Origin of the sequence: Streptomyces sp. 1114.5, assembly GCF_003635085.1 — a bacterium.
Classification (GTDB): Bacteria; Actinomycetota; Actinomycetes; order Streptomycetales; family Streptomycetaceae; genus Kitasatospora.
This window is the reverse complement of sequence record NZ_RBXE01000001.1, coordinates 3,269,312-3,284,010: the sequence shown is the minus strand read 5'-3', so window position 1 is coordinate 3,284,010 and position 14,699 is coordinate 3,269,312. Positions and strand designations below refer to the sequence as shown.

Annotated in this window: 13 protein-coding genes and 1 tRNA gene; 12 read left to right on the top strand and 2 right to left on the bottom strand. The window is 69.6% G+C overall.

The genetic code is table 11. The annotated features are described in order from the left end of the window. Window positions 1-95: 95 nt before the first annotated feature. The 6 genes from BX285_RS14545 to BX285_RS14520 all read left to right on the top strand — a co-directional run bounded on the left by BX285_RS14545 (window position 96) and on the right by BX285_RS14520 (window position 7,087). Window positions 96-560 carry a PaaI family thioesterase gene (locus tag BX285_RS14545; RefSeq protein ID WP_097238360.1) on the top strand — a complete coding sequence of 155 codons (465 nt, stop codon included), beginning with the start codon at window positions 96-98 and terminating at the stop codon, window positions 558-560. 668 nt (window positions 561-1,228) lie between these two features. Continuing rightward, window positions 1,229-2,458 carry a branched-chain amino acid ABC transporter substrate-binding protein gene (locus BX285_RS14540; RefSeq protein ID WP_097238359.1) on the top strand — a complete coding sequence of 410 codons (1,230 nt, stop codon included), beginning with the start codon at window positions 1,229-1,231 and terminating at the stop codon, window positions 2,456-2,458. 231 nt (window positions 2,459-2,689) lie between these two features. After that, entirely contained in the window at window positions 2,690-3,619 is a 930-nt protein-coding gene (locus BX285_RS14535) for a branched-chain amino acid ABC transporter permease (RefSeq protein WP_097238358.1), read from the top strand. Window positions 3,620-3,624: 5 nt separating this feature from the next. Continuing rightward, window positions 3,625-5,556 carry a branched-chain amino acid ABC transporter permease gene (locus BX285_RS14530; protein WP_259470704.1) on the top strand — a complete coding sequence of 644 codons (1,932 nt, stop codon included), beginning with the start codon at window positions 3,625-3,627 and terminating at the stop codon, window positions 5,554-5,556. An 8-nt stretch (window positions 5,557-5,564) separates the two neighbouring features. After that, window positions 5,565-6,374 (top strand): ABC transporter ATP-binding protein, encoded by an 810-nt coding sequence (locus tag BX285_RS14525; RefSeq protein ID WP_097240311.1) that lies wholly within the window; start codon window positions 5,565-5,567, stop codon window positions 6,372-6,374. Next, on the top strand, window positions 6,371-7,087 hold the full coding sequence (locus BX285_RS14520) for an ABC transporter ATP-binding protein (RefSeq protein ID WP_097238357.1): 717 nt from the start codon (window positions 6,371-6,373) through the stop codon (window positions 7,085-7,087). Before BX285_RS14525 ends, BX285_RS14520 begins: the two co-directional genes overlap by 4 nt. Before the next feature lie 61 nt (window positions 7,088-7,148). Here BX285_RS14520 and BX285_RS14515 read toward each other — a convergent pair whose 3' ends face one another. Next, on the bottom strand, window positions 7,149-7,805 hold the full coding sequence (locus tag BX285_RS14515; RefSeq protein ID WP_121175341.1) for an ANTAR domain-containing response regulator: 657 nt from the start codon (window positions 7,803-7,805) through the stop codon (window positions 7,149-7,151). A gap of 96 nt (window positions 7,806-7,901) precedes the next feature. Here BX285_RS14515 and BX285_RS14510 point away from each other — a divergent pair. The 3 genes from BX285_RS14510 (at window position 7,902) to BX285_RS14500 (ending at window position 9,605) form a co-directional block, all read left to right on the top strand. Then, window positions 7,902-7,976 (top strand) — tRNA-Leu (locus BX285_RS14510). Between the two features lie 119 nt (window positions 7,977-8,095). Beyond that, window positions 8,096-8,824 carry a helix-turn-helix domain-containing protein gene (locus BX285_RS14505; RefSeq protein WP_183107073.1) on the top strand — a complete coding sequence of 243 codons (729 nt, stop codon included), beginning with the start codon at window positions 8,096-8,098 and terminating at the stop codon, window positions 8,822-8,824. Window positions 8,825-8,831: 7 nt separating this feature from the next. After that, on the top strand, window positions 8,832-9,605 hold the full coding sequence (locus BX285_RS14500; protein WP_121175340.1) for a transcriptional regulator: 774 nt from the start codon (window positions 8,832-8,834) through the stop codon (window positions 9,603-9,605). Window positions 9,606-9,646: 41 nt separating this feature from the next. On the opposite strand, the gene pyk is transcribed toward BX285_RS14500, so the two are convergent. Then, entirely contained in the window at window positions 9,647-11,077 is a 1,431-nt protein-coding gene (gene pyk, locus BX285_RS14495) for a pyruvate kinase (protein ID WP_097238354.1), read from the bottom strand. Between the two features lie 280 nt (window positions 11,078-11,357). Here pyk and BX285_RS14490 point away from each other — a divergent pair, with 280 nt between their 5' ends. From BX285_RS14490 to BX285_RS37310, 3 genes are read left to right on the top strand one after another with little or no spacing between them, the layout of a single operon-like run. Continuing rightward, window positions 11,358-12,443: a substrate-binding domain-containing protein gene (locus tag BX285_RS14490; protein WP_147465160.1), complete on the top strand. Its 1,086-nt coding sequence runs from the start codon at window positions 11,358-11,360 to the stop codon at window positions 12,441-12,443. Then, complete coding sequence (locus tag BX285_RS14485; protein ID WP_097238352.1) at window positions 12,443-14,095, top strand: VWA domain-containing protein; 1,653 nt, start codon at window positions 12,443-12,445, stop codon at window positions 14,093-14,095. Before BX285_RS14490 ends, BX285_RS14485 begins: the two co-directional genes overlap by 1 nt. Beyond that, window positions 14,082-14,687 (top strand): hypothetical protein, encoded by a 606-nt coding sequence (locus tag BX285_RS37310; RefSeq protein ID WP_183107072.1) that lies wholly within the window; start codon window positions 14,082-14,084, stop codon window positions 14,685-14,687. The genes BX285_RS14485 and BX285_RS37310 overlap by 14 nt, the downstream gene beginning before the upstream one ends. Window positions 14,688-14,699: the final 12 nt, after the last annotated feature.

The window sequence follows — 14,699 nt, the reverse complement described above, 5'->3', positions numbered from 1 at the left end:
TGGGGACCCCAGGGGTGGGGACCGTGCCGAGTAGGACGGTCGTACGATCACAGGCAGCAGGACCAGTGACCCCCCTGAGCGGCAGGAGTTCCCCCATGGCCGATGCGGCCCCCGGCACCGCCCCCGTCCTGAACGTCCCGCAGGACGTGCTGGACCACTTCGCCAAGCTCGGCGTCACCGCGGAGACCTTCTCCGGCGGTGACCTCGGCGAGAAGCTCGGCATCCGGATCGTCGAGGCCTCCGCCGACCGCGTCGTCGGCACCATGCCGGTGGAGGGCAACCAGCAGCCGTACGGGCTGCTGCACGGCGGTGCGTCGGCGGCGCTGGCCGAGACGCTGGGCTCGATCGGCGCGATGCTGCACGCGGGCCCCGGCCGGTACGCGGTCGGCGTGGACCTCAACGCCACCCACCACCGCTCGGCGACGTCGGGGCTGGTCACCGGGGTGGCGACGGCCGTGTTCAAGGGCCGCACCGCCGCCACCTACGAGATCGCGATCACCGACGACACCGGCAAGCGGATCACCAGCTGCCGGCTGACCTGCATGCTGCGCGACCTCTGACGGCCGCCCGGGCAGCACGGCTCCACCGGCAGCGCGTTCGCGGGCAGCACAGCGCAGCGCCTCGCCCGTAACGTCCGCGCCACCGCGCCGAGTTCAGTCAAGACGAGATCAAGTCCCTTGTCCGCCCCCCTGTTTGACCACCTGCCACGCTGGGCAGGCGTTGGTCAGGACAGGGGGGCGTTCGCATGTCCGCGCACGGTCGGCACGGTCGACACGGTCAGCGCGCATCTCAAACCTGTAACGCTGCGTAACAAGTAGGAAATCCGACCAGATTCCGATTCCGGGCCTCTCCCCAGCACCGGATCCCCTGCGCCGCGCCCTCCAGGTCCGAAATCCGGACACTCACGAACGAAACCTGAGCATCGGACACCCCTGTCCGATTATCGACGCTGCCAGCTGCAACCTGCATTTCTGGCCCTTACATCCCCCTACCAGGCAGTAAACGCCCGGCATCGGAGGATCGATCGAGCCGAAACGACCACATGCTGAGACAACTGCTCCGTGTGCTCATAACAAGAGAATCACAGCATGCCCGCAGCACTGCCCGAGCCGCCCATCGACATCTAGAGTCACGGCCAGTCACCGCGCTATCCGATTGGGCCCGGCCCTCGCGCACTCCGGCTCCCGCCATTCCCGCGCGGGCGCTTCCTGAACCGAAGGGGACCCTCGTGCGTCATCGTTCTGCAATTGTCGTGAGCATTGCCGTGATCGGCGCCCTCAGCCTCAGCGCCTGTGGCTCCCGCGGGGAGAAGAAGAGCGGCGACGGCTCCGCCAACGCCGGCTCCGGCACCACCGTCGTCATCGGCGTCGACGCCCCCCTCACCGGCGACCTCTCCGCCCTCGGCCTCGGCATCCGCAACTCCGTCGACCTCGCGATCAAGAAGGCCAACGAGACCAACGAGGTCCCCGGCGTCAAGTTCGAGATCAAGGCCCTCGACGACACCGCCAAGCCCGCCCCCGGTCAGCAGAACGCCACCCAGCTGGTCGGCGACTCCAAGGTGCTCGGCGTCGTCGGCCCCCTCAACTCCAGCGTCGCGCAGTCGATGCAGCAGATCTTCGACGACGCCAACCTGGTCGAGGTCTCCCCCGCCAACACCGGCGTCGCCCTCAGCCAGGGCGAGAAGTGGGCCAGCGGCGAGAAGAAGCGCCCCTTCAAGTCCTACTTCCGCACCGCCACCACCGACGCCGTCCAGGGCCCCTTCGCCGCCCAGTTCCTCTACAACGACGCCAAGAAGACCAAGGTCTTCCTCATCGACGACCAGAAGACCTACGGCGCCGGCCTCGCCGGCACCTTCAAGGGCGAGTTCACCAAGCTCGGCGGCTCCCTCGTCGGCGAGGAGCACGTCAACCCCGACGACCGCGACTTCTCCGCCATCGTCACCAAGGTCAAGACCTCCGGAGCCGAAGCCGTCTACTACGGCGGCGAGTACCCCGCCGCCGGCCCGCTCTCCCTCCAGCTCAAGGACGCCGGCGTCAACATCCCGCTGATGGGCGGCGACGGCATCCAGAGCGGCGACTTCATCAAGCTCAACCCCAAGAGCCAGGGCGACTACGCCACCGCCGTCGGCCTGCCCGTCGAAACCCTCGACACCGCCAAGAAGTTCATCGCCGACTACAAGACCGCCGGCTACAAGGACGCCTACGAGACCTACGGCGGCTACTCCTACGACAGCGCCTGGGCCATCATCCAGGGCGTCAAGCAGGCCGTGAAGGACAACAACGGCAAGGTCCCGGACCGCAAGGCCGTCCGCGACGCCGTCCAGAAGGTCGCCTTCGACGGCGTGACCGGCAAGGTCTCCTTCGACGAGTTCGGTGACACCACCAACAAGCAGCTCACCGTCTACGCCGTCAAGGACGGCAAGTGGGCCGTGGAGAAGTCCGGCACCTTCAACGGCTGAGCCACGTCGAGGGCCGAGCCGCTTCACCAGCTGAACGGCTCCAACGGCTCCAACGGCTTCGACGGCTTCAGCAGCTGAACGGCTCCAACCGCTTCGACGACTGAGCCGCTCCACCAGCCGAGCACCACCCACCGAACCACCACAGCGCGCGGGGGCGCCACGAGTGCCCCCGCGCGCCCCCACATCCACCACCCACGCGGACACCCCCGAACGCACTACGGAGGCCCAGCGGTGCACGACCTACCGCAGCAGCTGGCCAACGGCCTGATCCTCGGCGCCCTCTACGGACTCGTCGCGATCGGCTACACGATGGTCTACGGCATCGTCCAGCTCATCAACTTCGCCCACGGCGAGATCGTCATGGTCGGCGGCTTCGGCGCCCTGACCGCCTACCTCGCCCTCCCCGGCGGCACCACCCTCTGGCTCGCCCTACCGCTGATGCTCATCGCCGGCATCCTGGTCTCCACCCTCACCGCCGTCGCCGCCGAGCGGTTCGCCTACCGCCCCCTGCGCAACGCCCCCCGGCTCGCCCCACTCATCACCGCGATCGGGCTGTCCATCTTCCTCCAGCAACTCGTCTTCTCCTTCTACCCCGACGCCAAGAAGGCCCGCGTCTTCCCCAAGCTCCCCGGCGACCCCTTCAGCCTCGGCTCCGTCACCATCCAGCGCAGCGACCTCTTCCTGATCATCGCCGCCCCGCTGTGCATGCTCGCCCTCGGCTGGTTCGTCACCCGCACCCGCTCCGGCCGCGCCATGCAGGCCACCAGCCAGGACCCCGACACCGCCAAGCTCATGGGCATCGACACCGACCGCATCATCGTCATGGCCTTCGCCATCGGCGCCGCGTTCGCCGCCGTCGCCGCCGTCGCCTACGGCCTGCGCAGCGGCCAGATCGACTTCCGGATGGGCTTCATCCTCGGCCTCAAGGCCTTCACCGCCGCCGTCCTCGGCGGCATCGGCAACATCTACGGCGCCATGCTCGGGGGCCTCGCCCTCGGCCTCGCCGAAGCCCTCGCCACCGGCTACATCCAGCACCTGCCCGGCATGCACCTCTTCGGAGGCGGCGCCTGGAAGGACGTCTGGGCCTTCGTACTCCTCATCCTCGTGCTCCTCGTCCGGCCCCAAGGCCTGCTCGGCGAGCGCGTCGCGGACAGGGCGTGACCACCATGACCACCACCAGCACCGAAACCACCCCGGTCATCCCCCTGCCGGCCCGAGCCGCCGCCGCCTTCACCGGCCTCGGCGCCCTCGCCACCACCGCCTCCGCCGCCATGTCCTGGACCTGGACCTCCGACTTCCCCGGCGACCTCACCTACTACGGCTCCCCCGCCGGCCTCCAATGGCTCGCCCTCACCGCCGGCCTCCTCACCCTCCTCCTGCTGCTCGCCACCCAAGGCGTCCCCGGCCTGCGCTGGGCCGCCCCCACCCGCAGCAACAACGCCGTCCTGTACGCAGCCACCGGCGCCCTCGCCCTCGCCGCCTACTCGGTCGCCACCATCTCCGTCGAACTCGGCGGCCTCGCCAACCTCGAACCCGGCGGCTGGGTCCTCGCTGCCGGCGGCCTGCTCGCCGTCCTCGGCGCCCTCGGCCTCCCCCTCGACCGCCGCACCAGCGTCCCGCTGCGGACCGTCGACAAGCGCCTCCTCCTGCTCGTCCCGGCCGCCCCCCTCGTCTGGCTCGGCACCCACGCCATCCCCGACGACCAGCCCGTCGCCCCCGTCCTGACCGCCCTCGCCGGCGGCATCGCCATCGCCACCGGCGCCGTCCTGCTGCTCCAACTCGGCCACCTCGCCAACACCTGGCTGCGCCTCGGCAAGATCGACCGCCCGCTCGCCGCCCCGCGCGAACTCCCGTCCTGGGCCGAGGTCCTGATCATCGTCGTCGCCTTCGGCCTCGGCCTGTTCGCCATCACCTTCGGCATCGACACCGAGTACGGCGAACTCTTCACCGGCTGCCTGCTGTTCACCGGCCTCGCCGTCGCCGCCCTCACCAGGTCCGGCCTGATCACCCGGCTGCGCGCACTGACCGTCAAGCACCGCCCGGTCACCACCGGCGCCGCCTTCGCCGCCGCCGCCAGCTTCCCGTTCACCCAGAGCAGCGACCAGTACACCTCCGTCGCCACCAACATCCTGATCTTCGCCACCGTCGCCCTCGGCCTCAACATCGTCGTCGGCCTGGCCGGGCTGCTCGACCTCGGGTACGTCGCCTTCCTCGGCGTCGGCGCCTACGCCGCCGCCCTGGTCTCCGGGTCCCCCGCCTCCCCCATCCACGTCCAGTTCCCCTTCTGGGCCGCGATGCTCACCGGCGCCGCCGTCTCCATGGTCTTCGGCGTCCTGATCGGCGCCCCCACCCTGCGGCTGCGCGGCGACTACCTCGCCATCGTCACCCTCGGCTTCGGCGAGATCTTCCGCATCACCATGCTCAACCTCAACGGCACCACCGGCCCGAAGATCACCAACGGCTCCAACGGCATCCCGCGGATCCCCGACCTGCAGATCCTCGGCTTCGACCTCGGGAAACCGCACACCGTCGCCGGCATCGAACTCGGCCGCTTCTCCAACTACTACCTGCTGATGCTCCTGGTCACCGCCCTCGTCGTGCTGGTCTTCGCCCGCGTCGGCAACTCCCGCATCGGCCGCGCCTGGGTCGCCATCCGCGAGGACGAGACCGCCGCCGAAGCCATGGGCATCAACGGCTTCCGCCTCAAGCTCCTCGCCTTCGCCCTCGGCGCCTGCCTCGCCGGCCTCGCCGGCACCGTCCAGGCCCACGTCAGCTACACCGTCACCCCCGACCAGTACACCTTCGCCGAAGCCCTCCCGCCCAACTCCGCCTTCCTGCTCGCCGCCGTCATCCTCGGCGGCATGGGCACCATCAGCGGCCCCCTCGCCGGCGCCACCCTCCTCTTCCTCATCCCGAAGAAGCTCGAATTCCTCGCCGACTACCAGCTCCTCGCCTTCGGCGCCGCCCTCATCGTCCTGATGCGCGTGCGCCCCGAAGGCCTCATCCCCAACCGGCGCCGGCAGCTGGAGTTCCACGAGGCCGCCATCCCGGCCCAGCCCACCGGCGAGCCGACCGCACTCACCAAGGCAGGGGCGTGACCGACCCGATGACCACCACCGCCGCACCCCTGCTCGAAGTCACCGGCGTCACCATGCGCTTCGGCGGCCTCACCGCCGTCAACGACGTCTCCCTCACCGTCGGCGAGGGCGAGATCATCGGCCTCATCGGCCCCAACGGCGCCGGCAAGACCACCTTCTTCAACTGCCTCACCGGCCTGTACGTCCCCACCGAGGGCTCCGTCCGCTACCGCGACGTCGTCCTCCCGCCCAAGCCCCACCTCGTCACCCAGGCCGGCATCGCCCGCACCTTCCAGAACATCCGGCTCTTCGCCAACATGACCGTCCTGGAGAACGTCCTCGTCGGCCGGCACACCCGCACCAAGGAAGGCATCTTCTCCGCCATCCTCCGCGGCCCCGCCTACCACCGCGCCGAAGCCGAGAGCCGCGAGAAGGCCATGGAACTCCTGGAGTTCACCGGCCTCGCCGACAAGGCCGACCACCTCGCCCGCAACCTCCCCTACGGCGAACAGCGCAAGCTGGAGATCGCCCGCGCCCTCGCCTCCGAACCCGGCCTCCTCCTGCTCGACGAACCCACCGCCGGCATGAACCCCCAGGAGACCCGCGCCGCCGAGGAACTCGTCTTCGCCATCCGCGACAAGGGCATCTCCATCCTCGTCATCGAGCACGACATGCGCTTCATCTTCAACCTCTGCGACCGCACCGCCGTACTCGTCCAGGGCCAGAAGATCGTCGAAGGCGACCGCGAGACCGTCCAGAACGACGAACGCGTCATCACCGCCTACCTCGGCGCCCCGCTCGAAGGCACCACCCCCGCCGTTACGGAGACCGACCAGTGACCGCACTCCTTGAGGTCGAGGACCTCCGCGTCGCCTACGGCAAGATCGAAGCCGTCAAGGGCATCAGCTTCACCGTCAACCAGGGCGAGGTCACCACCCTCATCGGCACCAACGGCGCCGGCAAGACCACCACCCTGCGCACCCTGTCCGGCCTCCTCAAGCCCACCGCCGGACGCATCACCTTCGACGGCCAGGACCTGTCCACCGTCCCCGCCCACAAGATCGTCGCCCTCGGCCTCGCCCACTCCCCCGAAGGCCGGCACATCTTCCCCCGCATGACCATCGAGGAGAACCTCCTCCTCGGCGCCTTCCTGCGCACCGACGCCGCCGGCATCACCGCCGACGTCGAGCGGGCGTACTCGCTGTTCCCCATCCTCGGCGAACGCCGCAAGCAGGCCGCGGGCACGCTGTCCGGCGGCGAACAGCAGATGCTCGCCATGGGCCGGGCCCTGATGTCCCAGCCCAAACTGCTCATGCTCGACGAGCCCTCCATGGGCCTCTCGCCGCTCATGATGCAGAAGATCATGGCGACCATCATCGAACTCAAGGCCTCCGGTACGACCATCCTCCTGGTCGAGCAGAACGCCCAGGCCGCGCTCTCGCTCTCCGACCAGGGCTACGTCATGGAAACCGGCCGCATCGTCCTCTCCGGAACGGGCGCCGACCTCCTCCACGACGAATCCGTCCGCAAGGCCTACCTCGGCGAGGACTGAGCCGCATCACGCAGGAAGGGCCCGGCAGATCCCCTCTGCCGGGCCCTTCCTCATGTCCGTCCTAGTCGGACGTGCCCTCTTCCGCCTTCTTGCGGTCCTGGGCCTCGCCCTCCTCGATGACCGCCTCGGCCACCGCCGCCATCGTCATCCGCCGGTCCATCGAGGTCTTCTGGATCCACCGGAACGCGGCCGGCTCGTTCAGCCCGAACTTCGTCTGCAGCACGCCCTTCGCCCGGTCCACCAGCTTCCGGGTCTCCAGCCGCTGGGAGAGATCCCCGATCTCCTTCTCCAGCGCCCGCATCTCGGTGTACCGCGACACCGCCATCTCGATCGCCGGCACCAGGTCCGCCTTCGAGAACGGCTTGACGATGTACGCCATCGCGCCCGCGTCCCGCGCCCGGTCCACCAGCTCCCGCTGCGAGAACGCGGTCAGCATCAGCACGGGGGCCAGGTGCTTCTCGTGGATCTGCTCGGCGGCCGACAGCCCGTCCAGCACCGGCATCTTCACGTCGAAGATCGCCAGATCCGGCTTCAGCTCCTCCACGAGCTTCACCGCCGTCTCCCCGTCCCCGGCCTCACCGACGACGGTGTACCCCTCCTCCTCCAGCATCTCCTTCAGGTCGAGACGGATCAACGCCTCATCCTCGGCGATCACGATCCGGGTGATCTGGGGCGAATCGGTCTCAAGCGGCTGTGCCTGCTCGTCGGCGGTGCTCACGGGGCTCCTCGTTCCGGCGGGGTACTGCATGCACGAGGGTACCTAGACACGGTATGTTTGATACACGACGCGAGGGCAGGCGCCTTCGATTCGTAGGCCCCGATAGCCCAATTGGCAGCAGGCGATGGTCTCAAACACCATACAGTGTGGGTTCGAGTCCCACTCGGGGCACTTTTCCTTCGAATTGAAGGAATCGGCCACTCAGACAATGGTTGCCGATCTTCGCCGATTCGAGTGAAGGTTCGGTCATTCGGCCGACAACTGCGAGAAGTTCGCGCACGCTCATCCGCATGCACGAGTTCACTGGTCGCGAACAAGCAGTGCGGCTGATACGTGGCGGTGCAGGCACCGCCGAAACCGCCCGCCGACTCAGGGTCCCGGTCGGGACGGTCTCCTGGTGGAAGCACCGGGACCTCGCCGAGCGCGGCGAACTCCCTGGCCGGAAACGCTCGCCCTGCGCACACTGCTACGGCGACGACCTGAACCCGCCCGCGTACTCGTACCTGCTCGGGCTGTACCTGGGGGACGGTCACATCAGTCATCCCAAACAGCACCGAACCGCCAGCCTGTTCATCCCCTGTGACGACAACTGGCCGGGGATCATGGACGCCGCCGAGACGGCCATGCGGCAGGTCTTCCCGACCCTCACGCCGTGCCGCGTCCGGCGGCCCGGCGCCCACAACATCAAGGTGTACTCGAAGCACCTGACCTGCTACTTCCCACAGCACGGGCCCGGCAAGAAGCACGAGCGCCTGCGCGGTCTGATCCACTCCGACGGCTGCCGGATCACCAACTGGGCGACCCGCACCGTCGGTGGCGTCACGAAGCGCTACGAGTACCCGCGTTACTTTTTCACCAACACCTCGACCGACATCATCGGCCTCTTCACCGCCACCCTCGACGCCGTCGGTGTCCGGTGGAAGGCTTCGATCCCGCGCCCTACCGGTCAGGTCAACATCTCCGTCGCCCGCAAGGACTCCGTCGCCCTCATGGACGCCCACATCGGCCCCAAGTACTGAGGGCGAGATGTACGACCTCACCACGCGGCAGCGAGCACTCGACCTCCACGCATCCGGGCTGACCTTCAGCCAAGTCAGCCGCATCACCGGAATATCCCGGTTTGCGATCCGTGAATGGGCGTCCGGCGCCGTGCCAAGTCCGCGCATGACCGCCGAGTGTCCGGTTCGCGGCGGTCGGCTCGATCCTTCGCGCCCCCGCGCCGACTACGCCTACCTGCTCGGTCTCTATCTCGGTGACGGCTGCATCAGCGAGGGCCGCCGCAAGGTCTACGCACTCCGTATCGCCTGTTGCGACAGCTGGCCCGGCCTCATCGAGGAGTGCGAGCGAGCCGTGTCGGCCGTCATGCCTCAGAACAAGGTCAACCGGGTCCACGCACCGGGCTGCACCAGCATCGTCTGCACCAGCAAGCACTGGCCCTGTCTCTTCCCCCAGCACGGCCCCGGCAAGAAGCACCTACGGCCGATCGCCCTCACGCCGTGGCAGCAGGAGATCGTGGACGCCCATCCCTGGGAGTTCCTGCGCGGCCTGGTCCACTCCGACGGCTGCCGCATCACCAACTGGGCCACCCGCACCGTCGGTGGCGTCACGAAGCGCTACGAGTACCCGCGTTACTTTTTCACCAACACCTCGACCGACATCATCGGCCTCTTCACCGCCACCCTTGACGCCGTCGGTGTCCAGTGGAAGAACGCCTCACGGTCCAACGGCGGCTTCAACATCTCCGTCGCCCGCAAGGACTCCGTCGCCCTCATGGACGCCCACATCGGCCCGAAGTACTGACCGCGGCGCGACCCCGCCGGGGTCGCGCCGCCGATGGGACCTCAGACGTCCAGCGTCCCCACGTGGTGGACGCGGACGAGGTTGGTGGAGCCCGCCAGCCCCGGGGGTGAGCCGGCGGTGATGATGACGATGTCGCCCTTCTGGCAGCGGCCCAGGGAGAGCAGCGCAGCGTCGACCTGTTCGACCATCTGGTCCGTCGTGGAGGCGAAGGGGCCGAGGAAGGTCTCCACGCCCCAGGTGAGGGCGAGTTGGCTGCGCACGGCGGGCTCGTAGGTGAAGGCGAGCACCGGGATGGGTGAGCGGTAGCGGGTCAACCGGCGGGCGGTGTCGCCGGATTGGGTGAAGGCGATGAGGTACTTGGCGTGCAGGAAGTCGCCGATCTCGGCCGCCGCGCGGGCGACGGCGCCGCCCTGGGTGCGCGGCTTGCTACCGGTGGTCAGCGGGGGCAGCCCGGCGGCGAGGATGTCGTTCTCGGCGGCTTCGATGATCCGGCCCATGGTCTTGACCGTCTCGACGGGGTACTTGCCGACGGAGGTCTCCCCGGAGAGCATCACCGCGTCCGTTCCGTCCAGCACCGCGTTGGCGACGTCGGAGGCCTCGGCCCGCGTCGGCCGGGAGGCGTTGATCATCGAGTCGAGCATCTGGGTGGCGACGATGACCGGCTTGGCGTTGCGCCGGGCGAGCTTGATGGCGCGCTTCTGGACGAGCGGGACCTGTTCGAGGGGCATCTCCACGCCCAGGTCGCCGCGGGCCACCATGATGCCGTCGAAGGCGTCGACGACGGATTCGAGGTTCTCCACCGCCTGCGGCTTCTCGATCTTGGCGATGACGGGGACGTACCGCCCTTCCTCCGCCATGATCCGGTGGACGTCCTCGATGTCGCGCCCGCTGCGGACGAAGGAGAGCGCGATGAGGTCGGCGCCGGTGCGCAGCGCCCACCGCAGGTCGGCGACGTCCTTGTCGCTGAGTGCGGGGACGGAGACGGCGACGCCGGGGAGGTTGAGGCCCTTGTGGTCGGAGACCAGGCCGCCTTCGATGACGAGGCACCGTACGCGTGGTCCGTCGACGGAGAGGACTTCGAGGGTGACGCGGCCGTCGTCGACGAGGATGCGTTCGCCGCGGCTGACGTCGCCGGCGAGTCCGGTGTAGGTGGTTCCGCAGGTGTCCTTGTCCCCCACGACGCCGTTGTCGGTGGAGATGGTGAACTCGTCGCCGCGTTCGAGAAGTACGGGCCCGTGGGCGAAGGTGTCGAGGCGGATCTTCGGGCCTTGAAGGTCGGCGAGGACGCCGACGCTGCGGCCGGTCTCGTCGGAGGCTTTGCGGACGCGGCGGTAGCGTTCTTCGTGTTCGGCGTGGGTGCCGTGGCTGAGGTTGAATCGGGCGATGTCCATCCCGGCGTCGACCAGGGATTTGATCTGGTCGTACGAGTCGGTGGCGGGCCCGAGGGTACAGACGATTTTTGCTCGGCGCATACTGCTGAGGGTAGGCATTACCGGCGCGTAACCTCGACGCGGGTCCGGACTGCGGGATGACCTTTGCCGTAAGGGTAGTTGAACAATCTGACACATCCTCGGACCGGTGTGCGAGCGCCGCCCGGAGTCCGGCGTCCGGCATCCCTCCGATGCGATTCCGTGAAGGGGTGTTCACCCCTGGTTCACCGTCAATTCCGTTGCCGCTCCCCGCCCGGCGGGACGCTCGTCACCCCCGGGTAACCACCCGGACGAAGGAGCGGTCGAGGGGGAGGCGTTCGGCGTGAAACGGGTGCTGGGGGTGGTGGCGGCCTTGGCCCTGCTGGGCTGGGTGGCGTACGCGCTGATCCCCGAGGACAGGGGGGCCGGTGTGGTCACGGTCTCCGGCCTGATCGGTTCGGAGAAGCGCGACTTCTTCGACAATCCGGACGTGAAGGCGGAGTTGAGGAAGCGGGGCCTGGAGGTCAGGGCCGACTCGACCGGTTCCTGGACGATGAGCGAGCAGGCGAAGAACACCAAGGGGCTGGATTTCGCGTTCCCGGCGAGTGCGGCGCCGGCTCGGGACATCCAGCGCAACTGGGAGTTGAAGGATTCGCCGCTGGTGCCGTTCTACTCGCCGCTGGTGATCGTGACGCACGAGCCGGAGGCCCAGGTCCTGCGGCAGAACCAGCTGGCGGACGTGGACGAGAAGAGCGGCGTCTGGACGTTCCGGATGGACAGGTACGTGGAGGCGCTGCGGGGCGGCCGGAAGTGGAAGGACCTGAAGGGCGCCGCGGAGTACCCGGAGCTGGCCGGGATGCTGTACGTGTCGACGACGGATCCGGACAGTTCGTCCTCGGGTGCGATGTACCTGGCGCTGCTGGCGTACGTGGCGAACGGCAACCAGGTGGTGTCGGACGACGCCGGGGTGAACGCCGTCCGGGACGTCCTGGCCACGGCGAACAGGCTGCAGGGCATGCAGAAGATCAGCAGTGACGAGCCATTCCGGGACTTCTTCGCGGGGGTGGGCACGCTGGTCCTGGCGTACGAGTCGCAGGCTGCGGCGCTGCCGCTGCAGGGGAAGTCCACCGGGGACATGGTGGTGATGTACCCGGACACCACGGTGCAGTCGGACCACACCCTGGTGGCCCGGACGGACGGCGGCCGCAAGTTGGCCGACGTGCTGGAGAACGACGGGGTGCTGCGCGGTCTGGAGGCCCGGTTCGGGCTGCGCCCGCAGGAGGACCAGGAGGCGTTCTGGAGTCTGGTGAAGGGCTTCAAGAAGCCGTCCTTCGCGCACGACCTGCGCAGCTCCGGGTACAAGCAGGCCACGCTGCCGTCGCTGGACAACCTGCAGAAGCTGACCAACGCGGCGAAGGGGAACGGGTAGTGGACGTCCGTACGAAGAGCCGGGGTGGGCTGACCGCCGCCCTGGCGGCCGTGCTGGTGGCGGTGACGGCCTGCACCTCCTCGGGCGGCACGGCCGGCCCGAAGCCCTCCGACCCGCCCGCCGAGACGGCCCGCCCGGGGGTGCTGCGGGTCCTGGCCGGCAGCGAACTGCAGGACCTGGCACCGGTCCTGGACGAGGCCCGGAAGGCCACCGGGGTGACGGTGCAGTTCTCCTGGACGGGCACGCTGGACGGCGCGGACGCGGTGTCCTCGGGCCGGGCGGACGGGAAGTACGACGCGGTGTGGTTCCCGTCGAACCAGTACCTGCGGCTGGATCCGGCCGGCAAGTCCAAGGTGCTGTCGGAGACCCCGGTGATGGTCTCGCCGGTGGCGATCGGGGTGCGGTCCTCGGTGCTCGGCGAGCTGGGCTGGGGCGACGGTTCGAAGGTCACCTGGGCGCAGGTGGGCGACGCGGCCGCGGCGGGCAAGCTGACGTACGGGATGGCGGATCCCTCGCGCTCCAACTCTGGCTTCTCCACGCTGGTGGCGGTGGCGTCGGCGTTCTCCAAGGCGGACGCGGCGCTGTCGGAGGCGGACGTGCAGACGGCGACGCCGCAGTTGAAGCAGTTCTTCACCGGCCAGAAGCTGACCTCCGGTTCCTCGGGGTGGCTGGCGCAGGCGTACACCCGGGCCGAGTCGGGTGTGGTGGGTGCGCTGGTGAACTACGAGTCGGTGCTGTTGTCGCTGAACCGGACGCTGCCGGCGCAGCAGCAGTTGACGGTGGTGCGCCCGCTGGACGGCGTGGTGTCGGCGGACTATCCGCTGTCGCTGCTCGCCTCCGCAGGGCCGGACCAGCGGGACGCCTTCCAGCGGCTGACCTCGTACCTGCGCCAGGACGGGGTGCAGAAGCGCATCTCGGAGGTGACGCTGCGCCGTCCGGCGGCCGCGGGTGTGGCGCCGGCCGCCGGGTTGCCGACGGACCGCCGCCCGGAGCTGCCGTTCCCGGCAACGCGGGCGGTCGCGGACGGTCTGCTGGCCTCGTACCAGAACGACCTGCGCCGGCCGTCGCGGACGGTGTACGTGCTGGACACCTCGGGCTCGATGGAGGGTCCGCGGATCTCGGCGCTGAAGACGGCGCTGGGCCGGCTGACGGGGGCGGACGACACCCGCGGGGTGCGGCGGTTCCGCAACCGCGAGGAGGTCACCCTGCTGTCGTTCGCGTCCTCGGTGAAGTGGACGAGGACGCACCTGGTGCCGCCCACGGGCAGCCAGCCGGGGCCGCAGGCGGAGCTGGCGGCGATCAACGCCGACGTGCAGTCGCTGTCGGCGACGGGCGGTACGGCGCTGTACGACTCGTTGGAGGAGGCGTACCGGGTGATCGGGCGCCAGCAGGCGGCGGCGAACGACGACCGGTTCACCTCGATCGTGCTGATGACGGACGGGGAGAGCAACTCCGGGGCGACGGACGCCGACTTCAAGCGCTTCCACGACGGGCTGCCGGCCTGGCAGAAGTCGATCCCGGTGTTCCCGATCAAGTTCGGCGAGGCGGCGGTGGGCCAGTTGCAGGGGGTGGCGGACCTCAGCGGCGGCAAGCTGTTCGACGGTTCGGGGTCGCTGGACGGGGCGTTCGAGGAGATCCGTGGCTACCAGTGACGGGCCGCTCCGGCGGGCGCTGCGGTACCTGGAGTCGGCCAAGAACCTGGTCGGCTGTGCGGGCGGCGCGGTCGGGGTGGGGCTGCACTACGCGGGGCTCGGCGGGAACCTGTGGCCGGGGGTGGTGGTGGGCCTGTACGCGGTGGGCGCGCTGCTCGCCCCCGGCCGCAGGCCGGACCCCTCCCGGGGGCCGACGGCGCGCCCCGACCCGGGCCCGGTTGCTCAACCGACGCCGGGGGCGCTGCCGGTACCGGTACCGGCAGCGCCCCCGGCGCCCGAGCCCGAGCCTGACCCCGAGCCCGCCCCCGCCCCCGCCCCCGAGCCCGAACCCGACCCCGAGCTGGAGGCCCTGGCCGCCTACCTGGGCACCGTCCCGCTGCCGCCCGGCACCGGCGTGGACGACCTGCTGACGGCGCTGCGCGAGGCCGGCCCCGGCCCGGTGGCGCAGCGGATCGTCCGGGAGCGGTTGCCGGTGGCGGTGGCCGGCTACCTGCGGGCGCGGACCTGGCAGCCGTGGGCGGGCCCGGACGCGGCGGACCCGGCGGCCGAGCTGGGCCGTGAGGTGGGCCGGCTCGCCGCCGAGCTGGCCTGACCTCGGGGAACG

Bases quoted from the DNA above. Each gene is read 5' to 3' on its own strand.
- BX285_RS14545 (WP_097238360.1), top strand. From the start codon at position 96: ATGGCCGATGCGGCCCCCGGCACCGCCCCCGTCCTGAACGTCCCGCAG.
- BX285_RS14530 (WP_259470704.1), top strand. From the start codon at position 3,625: ATGACCACCACCAGCACCGAAACCACCCCGGTCATCCCCCTGCCGGCC.
- BX285_RS14500 (WP_121175340.1), top strand. From the start codon at position 8,832: ATGTACGACCTCACCACGCGGCAGCGAGCACTCGACCTCCACGCATCC.
- BX285_RS14505 (WP_183107073.1), top strand. From the start codon at position 8,096: ATGCACGAGTTCACTGGTCGCGAACAAGCAGTGCGGCTGATACGTGGC.
- pyk (WP_097238354.1), bottom strand. From the start codon at position 11,077: ATGCGCCGAGCAAAAATCGTCTGTACCCTCGGGCCCGCCACCGACTCG.
- BX285_RS14525 (WP_097240311.1), top strand. From the start codon at position 5,565: ATGACCACCACCGCCGCACCCCTGCTCGAAGTCACCGGCGTCACCATG.